Annotated in this window: 17 protein-coding genes and 1 pseudogene; 7 read left to right on the top strand and 11 right to left on the bottom strand. The window is 41.7% G+C overall.

Annotated elements, in window-relative coordinates; translation table 11 throughout:
* The first annotated feature begins 49 nt into the window (after nucleotides 1–49).
* Nucleotides 50–901, top strand: a complete 852-nt coding sequence (cobB, locus tag EAE90_RS20550; protein WP_214055070.1) for a Sir2 family NAD+-dependent deacetylase — start codon at nucleotides 50–52, stop codon at nucleotides 899–901.
* A gap of 55 nt (nucleotides 902–956) precedes the next feature.
* Nucleotides 957–2,222 (top strand): peptidase T, encoded by a 1,266-nt coding sequence (pepT, locus tag EAE90_RS20545; RefSeq protein WP_214055069.1) that lies wholly within the window; start codon nucleotides 957–959, stop codon nucleotides 2,220–2,222.
* A 233-nt stretch (nucleotides 2,223–2,455) separates the two neighbouring features.
* Here the strand turns inward: pepT and EAE90_RS20540 are convergent, their stop codons facing one another.
* The 8 genes from EAE90_RS20540 to rluE form a co-directional block, all read right to left on the bottom strand.
* On the bottom strand, nucleotides 2,456–3,577 hold the full coding sequence (locus tag EAE90_RS20540) for a ribosomal protein uL16 3-hydroxylase (RefSeq protein WP_214055068.1): 1,122 nt from the start codon (nucleotides 3,575–3,577) through the stop codon (nucleotides 2,456–2,458).
* 83 nt (nucleotides 3,578–3,660) lie between these two features.
* Complete coding sequence (gene phoQ, locus EAE90_RS20535) at nucleotides 3,661–5,124, bottom strand: two-component system sensor histidine kinase PhoQ (protein WP_214055067.1); 1,464 nt, start codon at nucleotides 5,122–5,124, stop codon at nucleotides 3,661–3,663.
* Nucleotides 5,125–5,143: 19 nt separating this feature from the next.
* Complete coding sequence (gene phoP / locus EAE90_RS20530) at nucleotides 5,144–5,812, bottom strand: two-component system response regulator PhoP (protein WP_214055066.1); 669 nt, start codon at nucleotides 5,810–5,812, stop codon at nucleotides 5,144–5,146.
* Nucleotides 5,813–6,054: 242 nt separating this feature from the next.
* Nucleotides 6,055–7,425, bottom strand: a complete 1,371-nt coding sequence (gene purB / locus EAE90_RS20525) for an adenylosuccinate lyase (protein ID WP_214055065.1) — start codon at nucleotides 7,423–7,425, stop codon at nucleotides 6,055–6,057.
* Nucleotides 7,426–7,448: 23 nt separating this feature from the next.
* Entirely contained in the window at nucleotides 7,449–8,075 is a 627-nt protein-coding gene (hflD, locus tag EAE90_RS20520; RefSeq protein WP_214055064.1) for a high frequency lysogenization protein HflD, read from the bottom strand.
* Between the two features lie 2 nt (nucleotides 8,076–8,077).
* Nucleotides 8,078–9,181, bottom strand: a complete 1,104-nt coding sequence (gene mnmA, locus EAE90_RS20515) for a tRNA 2-thiouridine(34) synthase MnmA (RefSeq protein ID WP_214055063.1) — start codon at nucleotides 9,179–9,181, stop codon at nucleotides 8,078–8,080.
* A gap of 84 nt (nucleotides 9,182–9,265) precedes the next feature.
* Nucleotides 9,266–9,715: an NUDIX domain-containing protein gene (locus tag EAE90_RS20510; RefSeq protein ID WP_214055062.1), complete on the bottom strand. Its 450-nt coding sequence runs from the start codon at nucleotides 9,713–9,715 to the stop codon at nucleotides 9,266–9,268.
* A complete protein-coding gene (gene rluE / locus EAE90_RS20505; protein WP_214055083.1) occupies nucleotides 9,708–10,337 on the bottom strand; it encodes a 23S rRNA pseudouridine(2457) synthase RluE in 630 nt (209 codons plus the stop codon). Before rluE ends, EAE90_RS20510 begins: the two co-directional genes overlap by 8 nt.
* Before the next feature lie 139 nt (nucleotides 10,338–10,476).
* On the opposite strand from rluE, the gene icd reads away from it, so the two are divergent.
* Both icd and EAE90_RS20495 read left to right on the top strand, forming a co-directional pair.
* Nucleotides 10,477–11,730 carry an NADP-dependent isocitrate dehydrogenase gene (icd, locus tag EAE90_RS20500; RefSeq protein WP_214055061.1) on the top strand — a complete coding sequence of 418 codons (1,254 nt, stop codon included), beginning with the start codon at nucleotides 10,477–10,479 and terminating at the stop codon, nucleotides 11,728–11,730.
* Nucleotides 11,731–12,049: 319 nt separating this feature from the next.
* Entirely contained in the window at nucleotides 12,050–12,424 is a 375-nt protein-coding gene (locus tag EAE90_RS20495; RefSeq protein WP_214055060.1) for a hypothetical protein, read from the top strand.
* 254 nt (nucleotides 12,425–12,678) lie between these two features.
* Here EAE90_RS20495 and EAE90_RS20490 read toward each other — a convergent pair whose 3' ends face one another.
* On the bottom strand, nucleotides 12,679–13,239 hold the full coding sequence (locus tag EAE90_RS20490; protein WP_214055059.1) for a 6-carboxytetrahydropterin synthase: 561 nt from the start codon (nucleotides 13,237–13,239) through the stop codon (nucleotides 12,679–12,681).
* Nucleotides 13,236–13,877 carry a GTP cyclohydrolase I gene (gene folE, locus EAE90_RS20485; protein WP_246551001.1) on the bottom strand — a complete coding sequence of 214 codons (642 nt, stop codon included), beginning with the start codon at nucleotides 13,875–13,877 and terminating at the stop codon, nucleotides 13,236–13,238. The genes EAE90_RS20490 and folE overlap by 4 nt, the downstream gene beginning before the upstream one ends.
* Nucleotides 13,878–14,603: 726 nt before the next feature.
* Between folE and EAE90_RS20480 the strand changes: the two genes are divergently transcribed.
* From EAE90_RS20480 to EAE90_RS20470, 3 genes are all read left to right on the top strand, one after another.
* Nucleotides 14,604–15,497 (top strand): LysR family transcriptional regulator, encoded by an 894-nt coding sequence (locus EAE90_RS20480; RefSeq protein WP_214055057.1) that lies wholly within the window; start codon nucleotides 14,604–14,606, stop codon nucleotides 15,495–15,497.
* Between the two features lie 2,292 nt (nucleotides 15,498–17,789).
* On the top strand, nucleotides 17,790–19,253 hold the full coding sequence (locus EAE90_RS20475) for an alanine/glycine:cation symporter family protein (protein ID WP_214055082.1): 1,464 nt from the start codon (nucleotides 17,790–17,792) through the stop codon (nucleotides 19,251–19,253).
* Nucleotides 19,254–19,505: 252 nt separating this feature from the next.
* Nucleotides 19,506–20,324: an N-acetylmuramoyl-L-alanine amidase gene (locus EAE90_RS20470; protein ID WP_214055081.1), complete on the top strand. Its 819-nt coding sequence runs from the start codon at nucleotides 19,506–19,508 to the stop codon at nucleotides 20,322–20,324.
* Between the two features lie 222 nt (nucleotides 20,325–20,546).
* Here EAE90_RS20470 and EAE90_RS20465 read toward each other — a convergent pair.
* Nucleotides 20,547–20,664 (bottom strand): annotated as a pseudogene (locus EAE90_RS20465) (IS630 family transposase); the annotation flags it as partial.

Genomic DNA, 20,664 nt, shown 5'->3' with positions numbered 1-20,664 from the left:
AAAAAACAGAAACCTAAGCAGCATTTAAGAAATCTTGAAGGAAATCAGTATGCGAGTTCGTCGTCGGCTTAGTCGGCTTGGCCGGCTTCGTAAGGTTAAGCGTTTGAGACAGCAGAGATTTCGTAGCCGGATTTTTTATAGGGATAATCGATTGGCGCTTAATATGAAAAAACCTTACATCGTGGTATTGACGGGGGCCGGTATTTCGGCCGAATCGGGTATTCGGACTTTCCGCTCCTCTGATGGATTGTGGGAGGAACATCGGGTGGAAGATGTTGCTACACCTGAAGGTTTTCAGAAAGATCCAGAATTGGTGCAGGCATTTTATAATGCTCGGCGTCATCAACTTCAGCAATCAGAAATAAAACCGAACGCAGCGCATTATGCTTTAGCAGCGTTGGAGCATGAGTTTGGCGATAATTTTTTGTTGATTACTCAGAATATCGATAATCTTCATGAACGGGCGGGCAGCTATCGCACGGTGCATATGCATGGTGAGTTGTTCAAAATTCGTTGTTGCCAATCTGGGCAGGTGTTTGAGTGGACAGGTGATTTGACGACAGATGAACGCTGCCATTGTTGTCAGTTCCCCTCGCCATTGCGTCCACATGTTGTTTGGTTTGGTGAAATGCCTTTGGAGATGGAACAGATCTATTCTGCATTGGCTCAGGCAGATATTTTTATCGCTATCGGCACCTCTGGTCATGTTTATCCTGCGGCTGGATTTGTACATGAAGCTAAACTGGCAGGGGCGCACACGGTGGAGCTGAACCTGGAACCGAGTCAAGTAGAAAGTTTATTTGATGAAAAGCATTATGGCCCTGCCAGTAAGATCGTAGATGAGTATGTCAAAAGGTTAATTGATAGTATTAAAGAATTTAAAGCTGATTTGACGCAATAATTATTGTGTTTCTCTTCCTCATAATGGGTAACAAAATCCCTGGGGGAAGAGAATAATGGACAGATTACTAGAACGTTTTTTTAAATACATATCCTTTGATACTCAGTCAAAACCGTCAGCGAAGACTATTCCCAGTAGTCATGGACAGCTCGAACTCGCTAACGCGCTGAAACAGGAACTGATCGAATTAGGTTTTTCCAATGTGGTACAGGATGCTCATGGTTGTGTGATGGCGACATTACCTGCCAATACATCTTGGCCTGTACCTGCTATCGGTTTTATTGCTCACCTTGACACTTCACCTGATTTCTCTGGAAAAAATGTCAGCCCGCAAATGCTGGAAAATTATCGAGGTGGTGAAATTGCGCTGGGGGCGGGTAATGAAGTGTTATCGCCGGTTATGTTTCCTGTCTTGCATAACATGTTGGGGAAAACGCTGATTACCACCGATGGTAAAACACTGCTTGGCGCCGATGATAAAGCGGGTATTGCAGAAATCATTACTGCAATGGTTCGTCTGAAAAATAGCAATATCTTACATGGTGATATTCGGATTGCGTTTACACCTGATGAGGAGATAGGTAAGGGAGCAAGCTATTTTGATATTAATTCATTTGATGCTGAATGGGCATACACCGTAGATGGCGGTGGTGTAGGTGAACTGGCATTTGAAAACTTCAATGCAGCGGTAGTGACCGTTAAGATTGTTGGCAATAATGTTCACTCTGGTAATGCTAAAAATGTGATGATCAATGCCTTATCGTTGGCGATCCATATCCATCAGGCATTGCCATCAGAAGAAACACCGGAACATACCGATGGATATGAAGGCTTCTATCATTTGCAACGTATTAAAGGCACGGTTGAACGTGCTGAAATGCACTATATCATTCGTGATTTTGATCGGAATAACTTCGAAGAGCGTAAAAAGAAAATGATCAAAATTGCTGAAAAAGTTGGTGAGGGGTTGCATCCGGGTTGTTATATCGAACTGACTATCGATGACAATTATTACAATATGCATGATGAAGTTATCAAATATCCGCATGTGATTGAGATTGCCAAACAGGCAATGCTAGATTGTAATATTGAACCCGTTATTAAACCTATTCGTGGTGGTGCTCATGGCGCGCAATTATCATTCCGAGGTCTACCTTGCCCGAATATATTTATGGGAGGGTATAATTATCATGGTAAACATGAATTTGTTTCGTTGGAAGGTATGGAACAGGCTGTAAGTGTTGTCATGCGTATTGCTGAATTAACTGCATTGTTGTCCAAAAAATCGGAAATAAGTCAGTCGTTGTGCAGCATTAACTAAGTCGATAATTTGCTTGTTTTCCGGTATATGAGATAAATCAATAGGTTTTGCTTTCTTTTTGAGTGATACAACACCATAATTTATTTGTGTTTTCCTTTAATAGACAAATCCCAAAATTGCCTTTGAATCAGAGGAGCTGATTCAAAGGCAGCGAGTTAATAACTAAATTAGGTGCTAAACAGAATTAATGATCTTTGATAACTCTATTGAAATTAACCTCTTGAAGTGAGGTATCAATCATTAAAGTACCAGTAACCACTATTAACCAATGCAGTGAGCAGCCTGATAAAACGAACATCATCTATCGCTTCACCAAGCATTTCGGCATTAATTTCATAATAGTGGCAAAGAACATCAGCCGCTTTAATATGAGGCGTATCTATTAATTCACCGTTAACAAAGCACTGATCACCAATCCTTATAACTCGTAGTCCATTAAGGCGGTGGAGATTTTCACCTTGTTTCATTAATTCATAAATTTCATCACTTTCATAAGGTGGTTCTGGTGGCGCAATATCAAGTTCATGTCGTGATTGAGAGATAAATTCACCAAACCAGTGCTGGAAAGTGTCAGGTTGTGCCAATAACTCGTTCATCATGGCGTGTAGCGCTGATAGTTCATGCGGCTGGACCAGTGCTGGATTTTCGCGGAAAGTCAGATCAGGGTCGCTGTAACGATAGCTGCCTAAATCATTAGCCAACACATAATCGGCGAAGCTACTGAAAAGTTCTCGGGAATTGGGGGCGCGGAAACCAACTGAATAGTTTAGTGACTCTTCGATGGCATAACCTTCATGTGGAAATCCAGGTGGGATATAGAGAATATCACCGGGTTCCATTTCTTCGTCAATAATGGCATTAAAGGGATCGACCTGTAATAGATCGGGGTGAGGGCAGCGCTGTTCCATTGGTAGCTTTTCCCCAACGCGCCAGCGACGGCGGCCCATTCCTTGAATGATAAACACATCGTATTGGTCAAGATGCGGACCAACACCACCACCGGGAACGGAGAAGGACACCATCAGATCGTCTATCCGCCAGTCAGATAATACGCGGAATGGTTGCATTAATGCGGCGGAAGGATGGTGCCAGTGATTAACCGCTTGTACCAGCAGTGACCACTCTTTTTCACCTAAATGATCGTAACTTTCAAATGGACCATGAGAGACATCCCAACGGCCATTTTTCTGGCTGACCAGGCGGCAGTCAACTTCATTTTCCATAGCCAGACCCGCTAGTTCATCGGGAGTAAGGGGATCAATGAATTGACGGAAGCCTTGTTTAATCAGTAAAGGCCGTTTTTGCCAATGATTATGCAAAAATGCCTGCCAGTCCAGATTCAACTGATAGTCCATAGTGACATCCTGAGTGTGAAGTGAATTTCAGGGTATTATAACGAATAGTTAAACCCAGTATCAGACTGCATTGGCATATTTAACTAATCGTCATCATTAATTTGCTGGCATCGGAATATAACACAAATTCTGGCGCCACCAAGTGGGCTGTCACTGATACTGATATCACCTTTATATTGTTCGATAATTTCAGAAGCAATTGACAATCCTAGCCCTTGACCGGGCTTCAAAGTATCAACACGTTGGCCTCGCTGGAAAATCATTTCTCGTTTTTCAATTGGCACTCCAGGACCATCGTCATCGACAATAATCATGACCGAATCATGATCGATCGCCACAGAGATCTCAACAAATTTAAGACAATATTTACAGGCGTTTTCCAGCACATTACCCATGACTTCCATAAAGTCGTTTTTCTCACCAAGCCAAGTGATCTCCGGTGAGACATCTAACGTGAGGCTGACTCCTTTACGCTGATAGACTTTTGTTAAAGCGCTGCACAGGCTATCAAGTAGAGCAGGAACAGAAGAAACTTTTCGCATAATGGCGCTATGTTCACTGCGCATACTGGCTCGATGTAGATAATAGCCGATCTGCTGAGAAATACGGCCAATTTGCTCCAGCATGATAGGTTCTGCTTGTTGAATAGTCATTTGTTTGCTGTCACGTAAAGAACGAAGAGTTGATTGTAAAACAGCCAGTGGCGTTTTCAAGCTGTGTGTCAGATCAGCCAGTGTTGTCCGATATTTTGTATAGCGGTTGCGTTCATTATTGAGCAACACATTAAGATTACGAACTAGCCCCCGCAGCTCTGTCGGTGGATTTTCATCCAGTTTTTCCCGTTCACCTTTTTCTAACGAACTGATCTGATGAATAAGCGATTTAATTGGCCGTAAACTCCAATGTGCTGCAAGCCAGATCAATGGAATAACCAGAATAAGATTGGCAATCAATACATAACCAAACCATTCCCACACCATAACCGTTTTTTGTAAATCTTGTGGAATGGTATCGATGACTACAATAGTTAATGCTGGCAGATGAGCTGTTGCGCTATATCTGTTGACGGAAACCGAGTGAGTTAGCTCGTTATCTTCGTTTTCGTCAAGTGCATCAAGTTTACCTAATTGCCCTTGTGTGTTAGCTGAATTTTTTAGTAAGTCGCGGCTGCTTTTTAAGTCAGTATCCAGTTCATATAAACCGTCTTCTTTTAACCATTCACTAGGAATAGAGTTTTCGACTTTTGGGATATGGCGTTGGCGCCAAAGGATGGTGCCTTTGTTGTTATAAATCAGAACTAATGATGGGTTATTCAGGGTGAAATTCGGGGGTACTGAAATATCCAGCTTATTATTATTCCACTGAGCAAGGCTGAAAAATAGGTTACTCTGACTGCGTAGCAGGGTATAAGCAGTTTTGTCAAAACTGACCAGATAACCGACAATGGCAACAATACCGTAAGACATGGTAAGAGCAAGAATAACCGCAGCCGTTGCCATTAAAAACCGGGTACGGAGTGAGAAAGGCTGCTTTTTGTGCTTAAGCACTTTTTTGCCTATGAAAGTGTTACACATCAAAACGATAGCCCTGACCACGGACAGTTACGATAGCTTCATAGGGCCAGATATCTAATATTTTCTTCCTGAGTCGGCCGATTAAAACATCGATGGAGTGGCCTTCGCGCAGTTCAGCATCGGGATATAATTGGCGCATTAATGACTCTTTAGTGACAACTTTGTCGCTATTACACATCAATATTTCAATGATTCGGTATTCAAACGCCGTTAATTTAACGCTCTTTCCGTAAACTGTTAATTCTTTGCGTGACAGATCAATTTTGAAAGGTGGAAATTCAATAATCTGAGAAACCAGCCCATTATTACGGCGTAGGAGCGCCTGCATACGGGCAATAATTTCTTCAAGATGAAAGGGTTTGGTAACATAGTCATCCGCTCCTGCATCAAGAACCGTGACTTTTTCTTGCCAGCTTTCGCGGGCAGTCAGAACAAGAATGGGGAGTTTTTCATCTCTTTGGCGCCAGCGGCGGATCAAACTCAGCCCATCTTCTCCGGGCAAGCCAAGATCAACAATAGCAATATCGGGTTCGCTCTCGACCAGGTAATAATCGGCTTCTTTGGCGTTTGCCGCGGCATCAACTAGATGACCGGTATCACGAAGCTGTACCGTTAAATGGTGACGCAGTAACATGTTGTCTTCAACGATCAATATCCGCATGGAATAATCCTTCTCAACTCCAGCAGGCAGTATTGTAACAATCAATTCATTCGGACTGTTATATAGACAAAACTGCCGGTAAAAAATTCAATGCAATGGTTCTGGCTGAACATGTTAGATACATGGATCTGTAACAGCAAGACGTTAAATCGAAATAGAGAATATAACTTTAAAGTGTGTTTGGGATTGGTTTATATAAGGATAGCAACAGACGGATGTTTTATCCGTCTGTTGAATATAAATTACTTCAATTCATCAACCAGTGTAATGGCACGGCCAATATAATTTGCCGGTGTCATGGCTTTCAGACGAATTTTCTCTTCTTCCGGCAAATCCAGCCCGTCGATAAAGATTTTCATTCCTTCAGCATTGACGCGTTTACCACGGGTAAGTTCTTTGAGTTTTTCATAAGGCTTTTCGATACCATAGCGACGCATCACTGTCTGGATAGGTTCAGCAAGTACTTCCCAGTTTTGATCTAGCTCGTCCAGCAAGTGCTGCTCATTGACTTCCAACTTATTTAAGCCTTTCATCGTAGACTGATAAGCGATTAGAGCATACCCGAGGCCAACACCTAGATTACGTAATACGGTTGAATCCGTCAGATCACGTTGCCAGCGGGAAATCGGTAACTTACTTGCCAGATGACCAAATACTGCATTTGCCAGCCCCAGATTGCCTTCTGAGTTTTCAAAATCAATTGGATTGACTTTGTGTGGCATAGTGGAAGAACCTATTTCACCGGCAACCGTTTTCTGTTTGAAATGGTTAAGTGCGATGTAACCCCAAATGTCACGGTCAAAATCGATCAGGATTGTGTTGAAACGGGCGATAACATCGAACAATTCAGCAATATAATCATGAGGTTCGATTTGAGTTGTGTATGGGTTCCATTTGATGCCTAGTGAAGTCACAAAAGTTTCACTAATCTGATGCCAATCAACCTGTGGGTAAGCGGCTATATGGGCATTATAGTTACCCACGGCGCCATTAATTTTGCCGAGTATTTCGACTTGTTCCAGTTGGCGATATTGGCGTTTCATCCGGTGAGCGACATTGGCAAACTCTTTGCCAACTGTGGAAGGGGTGGCCGGTTGGCCGTGAGTGCGAGATAACAGTGGTAATTCTCGATATTCACTCGCCATTTTTTTGATGGTATCAATTATCTGACGCCATTGTGGTAAAAGTACTTCTTCACGAGCGGTTTGTAGCATCAGCGCATGAGCTAGATTGTTAATATCTTCAGAAGTACAGGCAAAGTGAATAAACTCAGAAACTTTGTGTAGTGCAGGAACATGTGCAACTTTTTCTTTCAGAAAATACTCCACCGCTTTGACATCGTGGTTAGTGGTGCGTTCGATAATTTTAATGCGCATTGCATCCTGTTCATTGAAATTTGCGATAATCTCATTCAGGTAAGCGTTTGCGTCTGTATCAAAAGCGGGAACTTCTTTAATTTCAGCACATTCCGCCAGTTTTTGCAGCCAACGTACTTCAACTTGCACTCGAAATTTCAGTAAGCCAAACTCACTAAAAATGGTACGTAATGCGCTGACTTTATCGCCGTAGCGGCCATCGATCGGAGAAACAGCAGTCAGTGAGGACAATTCCATTGGTAGCAACTCCCGGATTTTATTTAACAATGAGAAAGAATATCTTTCGCCTGTTGGATCAGGCGTTGACGAGAAAACATTAATTGCAAGCGACCGCCGCCAACTTGTTGCCATAAGACAGCACAACGGACGCCAGCCAGTAGAATAGCCCGGACTTTCGCTTGTACAAGCGGATTGCGCAGAATATCCGGGGAACCTGTTACTTGGATACGTGGACCTATTGGGCTGATAACATCGACATAAATACCGGCCAACGCGTTGAACATCCCTTCTGACATAGGTTCAAAATGTGCCTGCTGGCGTTCTAACAAACTGATGCGATTACCCAGTGCATCGAAAGCTGCCTGATTTTTATTTAGTCGGCGCTCCAGTGCGATTAGACTCAAGATATAGCGGGTGAGATCGGCAGAAATACCATTGTTAGAGCTATTAAACATCCCTAGCAATGCGTTTAGCCCAGTACGCAGATTGCGCTCATGATTGCCGAACACATCTAAAACAGATGTCGGGTTAGTGTTCAGGATGCTATTAACCATAGTGGCGACAGCATCGGTATCACACTGGTTTTCATGAGCAAGTTGCTGTACCAGACGACCTGACTGGCAAATTCCCGCCAATGCCAGTGTGATATTGTAATAATTCTTTGCCACAATTACTCCTGCAAACGTTGTTCAATCACGCCGCCGCCAAGACAAACTTCACCCTGATAAAAGACGGCTGATTGGCCGGGGGTGACTGCGGCGACAGGGTTAGCAAAACGGACTTCAATTTTATCTTCGTTTATGGGGGTGACAGTGCAAGGAATATCTTGCTGACGGTAACGTGTTTTGACGACGCAATGGATTTTTTCAGTTAATGTCTCTCTGTCAACCCAATGAAGCTGCTGAGCGATAAGGCCGGTAGACATTAAACGAGGGTGTTCATGCCCCTGCGCCACGATCAGGATATTGTTCTGAACATCTTTATCTATGACATACCACGGCTCTTCGCTGCCTTCTTTCGTTCCACCGATGCCTAAACCTTTACGTTGGCCCAGCGTATGGTACATCAGCCCTTGATGTTCACCGAGGGTTTCTCCATCTACAGACATAATGGGGCCGGGTTTGGCAGGTAAATAACGGCCAAGGAAATCACGGAATTTGCGCTCGCCAATAAAACAGATACCGGTGGAATCTTTTTTCTTTGCCGTCACCAGACCGATTTTTTCGGCGATACGACGAACCTCCGGTTTTTCCAGTTCACCGACAGGAAAGAGGCTTTGAGCAATTTGCTGGTGGCTCAGAGTGTATAAGAAATAGCTTTGGTCTTTATTGTTATCCTGCCCACGCAATAATTGGCTTTTACCGTTAATATCTTTGCGACGGACATAATGACCTGTTGCGATGTAATCTGCGCCTAAATCCTCAGCAGCGAACTCCAGAAATGCCTTAAACTTAATTTCTTTGTTACACAGAATATCTGGGTTAGGTGTTCTGCCCGCGCGATATTCAGAAAGAAAATGCTCGAAAACATTGTCCCAATATTCGGCAGCAAAATTGACGGTATGAAGTTCGATGCCTAACTTATTGCAAACGGATTGGGCATCAGCCAGATCAGTCGCGGCTGAGCAGTACTCTTCATCATCGTCCTCTTCCCAATTCTTCATGAACAAGCCAGCCACTTGATAACCTTGCTGTTGTAGCAAATAGGCGGAAACGGAGGAGTCTACACCGCCGGACATGCCGACAATGACTTTTTTCTGGCTGTTATCTGACATGGGAATCTCACTGGAGAAAAAAACAAGCGCCGTACTTTAACACGTTGCAGACAGTGGCGCATCAAACGTATTACTGTTTTGTTATTAAATAAACGGAGAAACATAACTGTCCAATAGGGTGAGAGGATATTTTTCGTTTTGCAGGTAACAGCGGATACTTTCTGCGACGAGAGGAGAACGGAGACAATGGCTATTGAATATTTGTTCGGCTGTAACCCAGTGGCAACAGTCAATATCACAGTCTTGTGGATTGGCTACGGTTTGTTGTTCCATTTCAACCAGAAACAGAAAACGAATAAAGGGGGTGCCGTCTGGTGCAACCCATTGATGAACTTTCAGCAGTGCTTGTGGTTTAGCCTGAATACCGGCCTCTTCCCACAATTCGCGTTCCGCCGCTTGTAACAATGTTTCATCAGCCTCAAGATGACCAGCGGGTTGATTCCATAATGCTTTGCCATTAATTGTCTCTTCAACGACCAAGAATTTATTTTGGGCATGAACAACACAGGCAACTGTGACGTGGGGACTAAACAAAATTGATCTCCTTCCATTCACCAGATTTCATCTTACCTAATTGCAAGTTTCCCATACTAAAACGAATCAGCCGAAGTGTGGGGAAACCGATATGTGCTGTCATTCTGCGCACTTGACGATTTCGGCCTTCATAAAGTGTTATTTTTAACCAGCTTACCGGAATATTTTTACGTTCACGAATTGGTGGCTGGCGACGCCAAAGCCATGTTGGTTCATGAACTAACTCAGCGCCTGCGGGTAGGGTGGGGCCATCTTTTAATATGATGCCATTGCGTAACTTATCGAGAGAAGCTTCATCTGGAATGCCTTCAACTTGCACATAATAAACTTTGGCTGTTTTTTTATTCGGTTGGGTTAGCTGTGCTTGAAGTTTGCCGTCATTGGTCAGAATTAATAATCCTTCGCTGTCACGATCTAAACGCCCGGCAGCATACACATTTGGGAATGGGATAAAGTCTTTTAGTGTTGTTCTGCCCATTTCATCAGTGAACTGGGGTAAAACATCATAAGGTTTGTTAAATATCAACACGCGACGAGGTGCGGTTGGTTTTTTGACAGAATGTGATATTTTTCTTTGGCTGAATCGGTTAAGTTTGTGTTTTTTAATGGTGAAGTTTGTCATCATAGATCACTGCATAAAATGGAAGGGGTATTATACATTAGTCTGCTATCAATTGGCGTTCGCAGAATATTCAAGTAGTATTGACACGTCCCTTACAAAAAATTAACAAGGTATTACGCTTACTTGAAAGGAGAGGTTAATGGAAAGCAAAGTAGTTATTCCGGCGGAAGGTAAAAAAATAACAGTCGACGCTAAAGGTAAACTGGTTGTTCCGAATAACCCGGTCATCCCTTATATCGAAGGGGATGGGATTGGTGTCGATGTTACCCCTGCAATGTTGAAAGTAGTCGATGCAGCGGTTCAGAAAGCCTATCAAGGTGAGCGTAAAATTTCCTGGATGGAAATCTACACCGGTGAAAAATCTACTCATGTATACGGTAAAGATGTTTGGTTGCCGGATGAAACGTTGGATCTGATCCGTGAATATCGCGTAGCCATTAAAGGTCCTCTGACGACGCCGGTTGGTGGCGGCATTCGTTCTCTGAACGTAGCATTGCGTCAGCAATTAGATCTGTATGTTTGTCTCCGTCCTGTTCGTTACTACCAGGGTACGCCAAGTCCGGTTAAACAACCTGAATTGACTGACATGGTTATTTTCCGTGAAAACGCGGAAGATATTTACGCCGGTATTGAATGGAAAGCGGGGTCTGCCGAAGCGGATAAAGTGATCAAATTCCTGCAAGAAGAGATGGGCGTAAATAAAATCCGTTTCCCACAGCAATGTGGTATCGGTGTGAAACCCTGTTCTGAAGAGGGCACTAAACGCTTAGTTCGCGCTGCCATCGAATATGCAATTGATAATGACCGTGAATCTGTCACTCTGGTTCACAAAGGCAACATTATGAAGTTCACCGAAGGTGCTTTCAAAGACTGGGGTTATCAGCTTGCTCGTGAAGAGTTCGGCGGTGAACTGTTGGATGGCGGCCCTTGGGTAAAAATTAAGAATCCGAAAAACGGTAAAGATATCATTGTCAAAGATGTCATCGCAGATGCGTTTTTACAACAGATTCTGCTGCGTCCTGCTGAATATGATGTGATTGCCTGTATGAACCTAAATGGTGACTACATTTCTGATGCGCTGGCGGCTCAGGTGGGTGGTATCGGTATCGCTCCGGGAGCAAACATCGGTGATGAATGTGCTCTGTTTGAAGCAACTCATGGTACAGCACCTAAATATGCCGGTCAGGATAAGGTGAATCCAGGTTCTGTGATCCTTTCCGCTGAAATGATGTTGCGCCACATGGGGTGGACAGAAGCGGCAGATCTGATCGTTAAAGGTATGGAAGGCGCGATTGCCGCGAAGACCGTGACTTATGATTTCGAACGTCTGATGGAAGGCGCCAAATTGCTGAAATGTAGCGAATTTGGTGACGCGATTATTCAGCATATGTAATCCGTCATTCTGCAAAAACTTCACGGTAGCTAATGCTGCCGTGGGGTTTTCTGAATTTACAGATTTTTTTGCTGTAAAATTCTCAAAAATAGCGGCGACAAACGTACTTATTTTACGTCATGCTTTGTAATTTCATTCTATTTTCAGGTAATTACCTGTTATTTTTACCTTTTTATGCTTTATGGCCTTAATTGGAAAATCTCAATGACTTAAGGTATATATTATTGCTTTATTAAGCGTGGAGTTTTGCAAGTCACATATGACAGAGTGTATACTAAGGTTAATATTCGTTCTGTCTGATGGGGAGAGGAGGTAAAAGATGAGTGGCTCAGATGATAAAAAAATAGAGTTTAGTACGAGTGATGTGTTAAATGCTCTCTTGCATCGCGGGCAGAATATGCAACATCTTGCAACTCAGGAAAGCGTGGATAATCTGCGCCGTGAGACTGAGGCTAACTTTGCGTCACTTGATAAGCGTTTCGAATCTATTGATAAACGCTTTGAATCTGTTGATAAGCGATTCGAATTAATAGATAAACGCCTTGAAGTTATGGATAAACGTTTTGAATCTATAGATAAACGCTTTGATAAACTTGAAGGTAAATTTGATCGACTTCAATGGTTTATTGTTGCTGCGGCGCTGGCGTTGCTATTCAAAGAGTATATTTTCAAAGCGGCGGCTGTTATCCAGTAACTTGCAGTAAGGTTGCAAGTTACTGTCAGTTCATCCTTGCATTTGCTATTTTCTTCCCTTTTTTGGCTACGGTATCTTTCTGTTCATCCAGAAATCGAGGGACGTTGATAAATGGACGTCTCTATTGTTGACAGTTTCGATACTTAACAATAATTAGGTGAACAAGCCGTAAGATATCGTTGCCTATATTGGTAACTCCTCGTTACATCCATTCACTGTGGTTTATTGCTTTATAAGCGCCTATAAGTGGAATCTTAAGTAATAATATTTCTTGAGTCATATTCAAACCGGCCCATTGCTTGTGAATAAGCTTTCAGCTCTTCAAAGCGTTGGCTGAGAAATGCGCTGCGTTCCTCTTCATGAATTGAATCGGCATTGCAATCGGTAAAACAATTGGGGGTTTCGTAGAGTCTGACGTGGTGAATTTTGAGATTATCCCATTCATTAAAAAGAACCTCCATAGTGAGGAATATCTCTTTGGCAATATTCTCAACGGTTGGATTGCAGTACTCTCCACTGCGATTTAGACTCATGAGTCTGAATTTACTGCGCGTAGCATGAACAGCGGATATAAAATCTGCATCCTTGGGATTAAGAATCGAGGCGTGATCCAAATATTCATCAATCCATGCTGCGCCGATACGCTTTATCTCTTTGAAATCTATCGCGTATCCAATGGGTTGCATCTGTTCAAATGAGAAAGTGAGTTCATACAGATAAGTGTGTCCGTGGATATTGAAGCATTTCACCCTCTCGTTCATAACTCGATGAGCGGAGTCAAAAGAGCCTTTGCGCGTAATATATTGAATTGTCATGCGATACCTCTAATCAATTCATAGAACTCTTGCTTGGCAGGTGAATTAGCATCGGTGAATACACCTGAGAACATTTGTGTTTTCATCCGGCTTTTCTGGTGACGTACGCCTCTGCAACTTACACAGTTGTGTGACGCATCGACTAAAACGGCAACGCCCTGATTCCTTTCACAGACTTGGTTCACGGCATTGTGGATTGTTGCTGTTAATCGTTCTTGTATGAGCCCACGTCTGCCAAAATGTTCGACGATTCGATTTAGTTTTGACAGGCCAAGGACACGGCCATGTTGACTTGGCATATAGGCAACGTGAACATAGCCCCTGATTGCTTGATGATGGTGAGAGCACATGGAGTCGAGAGCGATCCAGCCGTCGAATACAATACCATCGTAGTTATCTGCCGGAAATGTAGTGATAGGCCCCATTGGTTTGTATCGACCTTTCCATAGGTCAAGTACATAAGCTTTTGCAACACGTCTCGGCGTGTCTTTCGAATTAGGATCATTTTGCCAGTCTACGCCAAGAGCGGTCAGGAATTCTCCGAATGATATAGCAGCTTTATCTATGATAAGGTTAAGTTCTGTTTTGGTCAGAGTCTCATTGGGTCCATGTAATGCGCGTTTTTTTGCTAATTGCATGGATATTCCATCTGCAAACCCGTGTGTAGAAATTTCCAAATCTCTTGGTTCCACAGTAGGTACCTCGTTATTGTAACTAAATGGTTCATTATGATCTGTTTAGAAAAATGCGCATTTCTGTTTAACGGACCACCAGTATTTAGCCCCTTTCTATCTGAATCCTAAATAAAATGGTGGCGGGTATCATGACCTTTGCAGTCATTTTTAAGACCTTTTAAGTCTTAATTAAGTAAGCCGGTATTAGGATTCGTGTTTTCCTGTTCCACTTATTTACGCTGTGAAATTGCTCATTAAGTTAGATATGTTGTCCATTATTTCAGTTTCTTTTAATTTCTTGATATGAATATTTAATACCTATCTTTCCAGGGAGTAGTTAAAGAAAGAATGAGTCTTATTTATTGTTATTGTAAATGTATTGACGTACAGTTTGAGGCTTATTCATTAAGTAAATTAATTAATTTTAGGGGCGGTATCCAGCTAGAGAACTGTTTCACAATTGTCAGATACAGTTTTTACTAAGGATAGGTAAATCTTGCCCAGAGATCGGTTGTAGCATATTTACTAAAGGAGATTTTATGTAATTCGGAATTGATAATATGGGCCCTGATCTCACCTACGGGACAATACCAGCTAAAACTGAATGTGTATTTAGATGATCTGAAAGAACGAATAAGACACGTTCAGAAAGAATAAGTCTGTTTAGCGAAAGATGGAGGTTGCATATATATGAAATTACGACATTTACGGTGCTTTGTGGCAGTAGCAGAAGAATTACATTTCGCTAGAGCTGCCGAGCGCCTGCATATAGAACAATCACCGCTATCAAGGATAATTAAAAACTTGGAAGCCGATCTTGGTACGATGTTATTCGTGCGTACCACAAGGAATATCCGGCTCACACGTGCCGGGGAAATTTTACTGGAGCAGGCTCCTCGCATCTTTTCCGTACTTGGTCAGGTTCGTGATAGTGTGAAAGCCGTTTCGGCTGGATTCCATAGTCAGCTTCGTATTGCGTTATCCGATGGTGTTACATCACCCAAGTTAGCCGAATTGTTAGCAAAATGCCGTGAGGACGAGCCAGGGATGGGCATTCGCTTACACGAGATACCCCTGGCTCAACACATGAATGGATTACGTGACAACCTTTTTGATGTGGGATTTGCTCAATCTGTGACAGTAGGCGATGGCATCATTGCCATGCCGGCTTGGTATGATTCGTTGGTGGCGGCTATTCCTATCAGGCATCCGCTTTTAGCGTATAAAGAGGTGCCGTTAGATGAACTTTTACGTTATCCACTGATCATCTGTGGTCAGGAGGCGTATGAGGGATATTTGGAGCCGGTGCTGTCTATATTCCAAAATGCAAAGTTAGCGCCATGTATATCCGAAAAGGTTGCCAGTTTTGACCTTTTGTTAACTCTGGTGGCCGCTGGGTATGGGATTGGCGTGGCGGGAGAGTCACAGCTCAATTTGACTCGGCATTGCGATGTAGCCATAAGACCATTCGCTGGTGGTATTCCTAAACTGGTGACGTATATGCTTAGGCTTGATGCCCCGTTAACAGAAGAGCTTGCCCGGTTCGAAGAAAGAGTTGGAAATCTGTGCGGCAATGTTTGTTGATCTTATTCTTTAGGAGAAAGGACGCTTTAGGGTTCTGCTAGTGCTGATTAAAGTGCAATTCGCAATCATCTAACTTGATAGAGAATTGCGAATTTCTGGCAAATATTTGACCATTTTTTTTCCAGACCCAATGAAAGTTTTCATGCCAACCAGAGTCGAGGACTTAAGATACCTATCTTGAGAAAGAACGGAATGATCAGCTTGGTTGGAGGAGTGATAAGTAGGTGTAAGAAGTTAAAACTGGATAGTTAATTTAATAGCATGTAAAAATCTTTATTACGTGTGTATTTAGGCGAAAAACGCTAACGGGAGTGTGTTCTCCCGCTGGTTTTATAACTGTAAATAGAGTACTTACTGTATAATAGTTTGAAGTGTTATTATTTAGTTATTGTTTTTCCTTATTAAGAATTTTTTCATATTCCTCCCAAACGACAGACAATGGTGAACTTAAACAACAAATGGATATTGAACCTCCTGATGGAGGGTGGTATTCATATTTAGATCTCCCACGATAGACTCTTATAGGTAAATTGTTATCAGTGGGATTCTTCCTTTTTTTTCTTAACATCATTCATAACCTCAACGTATATTGTTTAAATTATGCATTTAGAATAAAAGTGAGATATTTGTACAATATTAACTTCATAAACATATTTTTTTTGTAAAAGATAACAAATGAAAATATTAGCAGTAGATAATAAAAGATCCAGTTTTATGTTGCATATAAGAGAAGTTTTTTCACATTTTTTATAAAATAGTTTCAAAATGAAATAATAATTTATGGAAATTAAAACACAATGTTGGGTAAATGTAAAATAAAAGTTGATTTTAGCTATGCATGGTTGGGGTAAGTCTGCTGTTTTTATAGCCTAATGAGGAGGTGATTAATCATGTAGCTGTCTATTTGGGAGAATTTTGATGCTTATAGGTATTCAACGAACGAGTTGTTGTAACAAAATGGCGGGTCAAACTATCTCTACTGGTTATCACGGTGAATTGCCAAAGTTGAGTCTTGCATTTTTGTGATTTACCCAAGATACCTGTGTTCGCAGTGCTCAGTCTTAGGGAAATTTAAATTAGTGATACCATTGTAATGATTTTATTTTGCAGCGTACCCGGTTTTACTTAAATTCTGTTGTTCATGCGGTCAATTTTCTACAAGCTTTATTCAACGTTCAGTCTATCTGACAGTTAATCAAATTTGTCTTGGCGCGACTGGGGAACTTGCCGAATAAACGTTATTTACTGCCAAAAGGCAATCAGAGTACCCTGTGAAATTTTATAAAAAAGGATTTTTCTATGCCGATTTTATGATCATTTCATTTTGATTTTTTTGCGGAAATATTGGGCAGCCATCTTATAGAAAATAGAGTAATAGGAGTGATTAGATATATATTTGAAGATATTCAGAGAATAGAAAAATAAGCAGAAAGGTATTCGTTATAATCAGATGAAGAAGTGGGGAACATTCGTTAAAAACTTTTTAATGTCAATGATAACTTAACACAAATAGCTAAGGAAAAAATATCATTTGTTGTTGTGGTTGAGGAAACTGACAGATAAATGTCAGATATAGTCTGAGATTCTTATTAGTTTTTTGTATGTTATACTATTTATTAGAATGATATTTCCTACATTGAGTGTATGTGCTGGTATTTCATTGTGATCTGATAAGTGAGTTTTTTATCTTTTTGATTTTTAATGTTTTATGTGATGGATGTCACTAGACGAATTTTTCTAAATTAGTAGCGATTTTTTTGTTAAAGCTGATAATCTGCTCACAAAATTGGTCACAATATCTTATTTTTAAATCTTTTTTCTTGATATTAATTGGTTGTTGATTTAATTAACAAGCGGCCCATTAGTAGAACTTCTTTTACTTGTGAAGGGCTATTGTGTGAGGACCATAGTTGTGGGCTTCATAATAGTAGTTGGTTTCATATATGTAGCTTGTTGTGAATCATAAGTAGGAGGCATAGCCAAAAGTGTATGGAGTGGCTGACGGGCAATAGTCGATTGCATGACATATCTATCTCACTATCAGTCAAAAACAGTACACCAAACATTCATTTAATCTGATGGATAATGTAAAAAGGTCAGTAAACATTACACATTAATTTCAAACTTGTGTTACATTCATAGCGTTTTCCTGACTTGTATCTCTGTGTTTCTTATACAGCATTGCGTTACTTGTTAATTATAAAGGCATATTAAGCGCAATGAATTCTGCCGGATACGATTTTATGGTCAGACTGGGTTTACTAATTTAAGGGGAAAAATATTTTGACTATCTTGACGGAACTAATTAGCTTTTTTAACAGTATCCTTTGGGGCTACGTGTTGATTTATCTTCTTCTTGGGGCTGGTATTTATTTCACTATACGTACAGGTTTTATACAGATCCGCCATTTTGGGCACATGTTTTCAGTACTGAAAAACAGTAAAAAATCTGACAGCGCAGGTATTTCATCATTCCAGGCTCTGTGTACCAGCTTAGCTGCACGGGTTGGGACCGGTAATCTTACTGGCGTGGCAATCGCCTTAACGGCGGGTGGTCCTGGCGCCATTTTTTGGATGTGGATGGTTGCTCTGATTGGGATGGCAACCTCTTTTATTGAGAGTACACTTGCCCAGCTGTACAAGACAAAAGACGATAAGGGGAATTACCGCGGCGGTCCGGCCTACTATATGGAAAAGGGGCTTGGCGTACGCTGGATGGGCGTTCTGTTTTCCATATTCCTCATTATTGCTTTTGGTCTGGTATTTAATGCTGTTCAGGCAAATTCCATCGTTCAGGCTGCTGCTTTCGCATTCGATTTCAATCCTTTGTATGTCGGCTTCGGTTTGGTGGCTCTTAGCGGGATCATTATTTTTGGAGGCTTGCGCTCTATTGCTCGGGTTGCAGAGTTAGTTGTTCCTTTCATGGCGATAGCTTATCTGATTCTGGCATTCTGGGTCGTCGGGCATAACTTTGAACGAATGCCGGAAGTGTTTGCATTAATTTTCAAAAGCGCATTCGGTTTGCAGGAAGCTGTTGCAGGCACTGTTGGTTATGGTGTTGCACAAGCGATGACGCAAGGTGTTCAGCGTGGGCTGTTTTCAAACGAAGCAGGGATGGGTTCAGCGCCCAATGCTGCTGCTTCTGCTTCTCCGTATCCTCCTCATCCAGCATCTCAGGGTTATGTGCAAATGCTAGGTGTCTTTATGGATACTCTGGTTATCTGTAGTGCTACTGCCGTTATCATCCTGTCATCGGGTGTGCTTGATGGCAATATTTCAGGAATAAGTGGAATAGAATTGACTCAGCGGGCATTGTCTTCTGCTGTTGGTGATTGGGGATCTGAATTTATTGCACTGGCTATCTTCTTTTTCGCATTCACATCAATCATTGCAAATTATGCTTATGCTGAAAGCAATATCGTATTCCTTGAACGTAATCATACTGCTGGTTTATTTATCTTACGTCTGGCGGCGTTGGGTATGGTGATGTTTGGTTCGTTGGCTGAATTGCCTTTAGTTTGGAAAATGGCTGATTTGTCTATGGCATTGATGGCAATTACCAATCTGACCGCTATTTTGTTGCTTTCTGGCGTCGCATTTAAACTCGCAAAAGATTACAACCAACAGAGACGTGTCGGCAAGTTACCGACATTTGATATCAACCAGTATCCTGAAATTCAGAAAAAGGTCGAAGCTGGTATTTGGGAAGAAACGGCAAAGCTTGCCCGATCGAACCAAGCGGCTGGCCACAAGTGAAATGCTGGAGCAAAGTATAGTTAATACTATTTAACAGCATAGCGGCTGATAGCCTTTCACGTTTCATTTGTTATTCTTGCCTTATTTCCATCTAACTTATGGAAATAAGGCATCTTTGCTTGTGGCTCTATGACAAGAGCAAAACTGGTAGTTTTATAAAAAAATCATGTAAAACATAAATTTTATTTTGTATTCATTTGATTCCTTTGTGTTATTATCTTGCTTTCAATTAATAGGTGGGACAGGGAAATGATGAAGAAGATCATATTAGTTGGCTTATTTATGCTATTGGCGGGGTGTTCCAGCCTGGAAGATCGGGGCACTTATAAAGTTGATAGCTCTTTTCCTTCACAAGGGCAAAATGACAGAGTAAGGTTTTTGGTGTTCCACTATACTGCTGTTGATGATAAAGATTCTTTACGTATACTCACTCAAGGCGGTGTTAGTGCTCATTATTTGATCCCATCGCTACCGGATTATGCGAGAGGAAAGCCTGTTATTCTGCAACTGGTTCCTGAAGACAAGAGGGCATGGCATGCTGGCGTCAGTGGATGGAATGGTCGGAAGGACTTAAATGACACTTCGATTGGCATTGAAATTGTTAATAAAGGCTTTACGGAAATGCTACTTGAGAAAGAGTGGTATCCGTTTAATAAACAGCAGATCGATCTATTAACACGTTTGGCGAAAGATATTATTCAACGTTATGGCATTGAACCTATTAATGTCGTTGGTCACAGTGATATTGCCCCTTTGAGAAAGTATGATCCAGGCAAACTTTTTCCTTGGAAGAGTTTAGCTGAACAAGGTATCGGTGCATGGCCTGACGATGCAACGGTTGAAAAGTATATGGCGGGTAGAAAATGGAATGATGGTGCTTCTGTTGAGTTAATTCAGAAGACATTGGCTAAATATGGCTACACTATTCCACAAACCGGTGTGCTTGATGAAGATACCCGTAAGACAATCAGCGCATTTCAGATGCATTTTAGGCCAGATGACATTAGCGGTAATCCTGATGCGCAAACTGAATCGATAGCGCTGGCTCTGGTTGAGAAATATAAAAAATAATTTTGATTTGTAGTATTTTGTTGTGATTGTGCCATAGAGAGGACTTTATCAGAGTGACCTTTATGGCATGATTCCTCCCATTAATTCTATATACCCGTCATCCTTCAAGTTGCCTCTTTGTTGGCTGCACTCACCCCGGTCATATAGTTCTCTATGCTCCTGGGGATTCGCTCCCTTGCCGTCGCGATGCATTTTGTTGAAATCCATAGAGTATATACCCACTTAACTTGAAGATGCAGGATTCAGAATCTGAAAATTGTCATTAATACGGCGTGACAGACTCCCGGCAAGTTCCGGTAATATTTCCGTAAAAAAGTGATGTATTGCCTGCCTGAACAAG

This window comes from Photorhabdus caribbeanensis, from assembly GCF_018448885.1.
In the GTDB taxonomy this organism is placed as follows: Bacteria; Pseudomonadota; Gammaproteobacteria; order Enterobacterales; family Enterobacteriaceae; genus Photorhabdus; species Photorhabdus caribbeanensis.
Note: the sequence above shows the minus strand (reverse complement) of the source record. Positions and strands in the feature narration are given on the sequence as shown.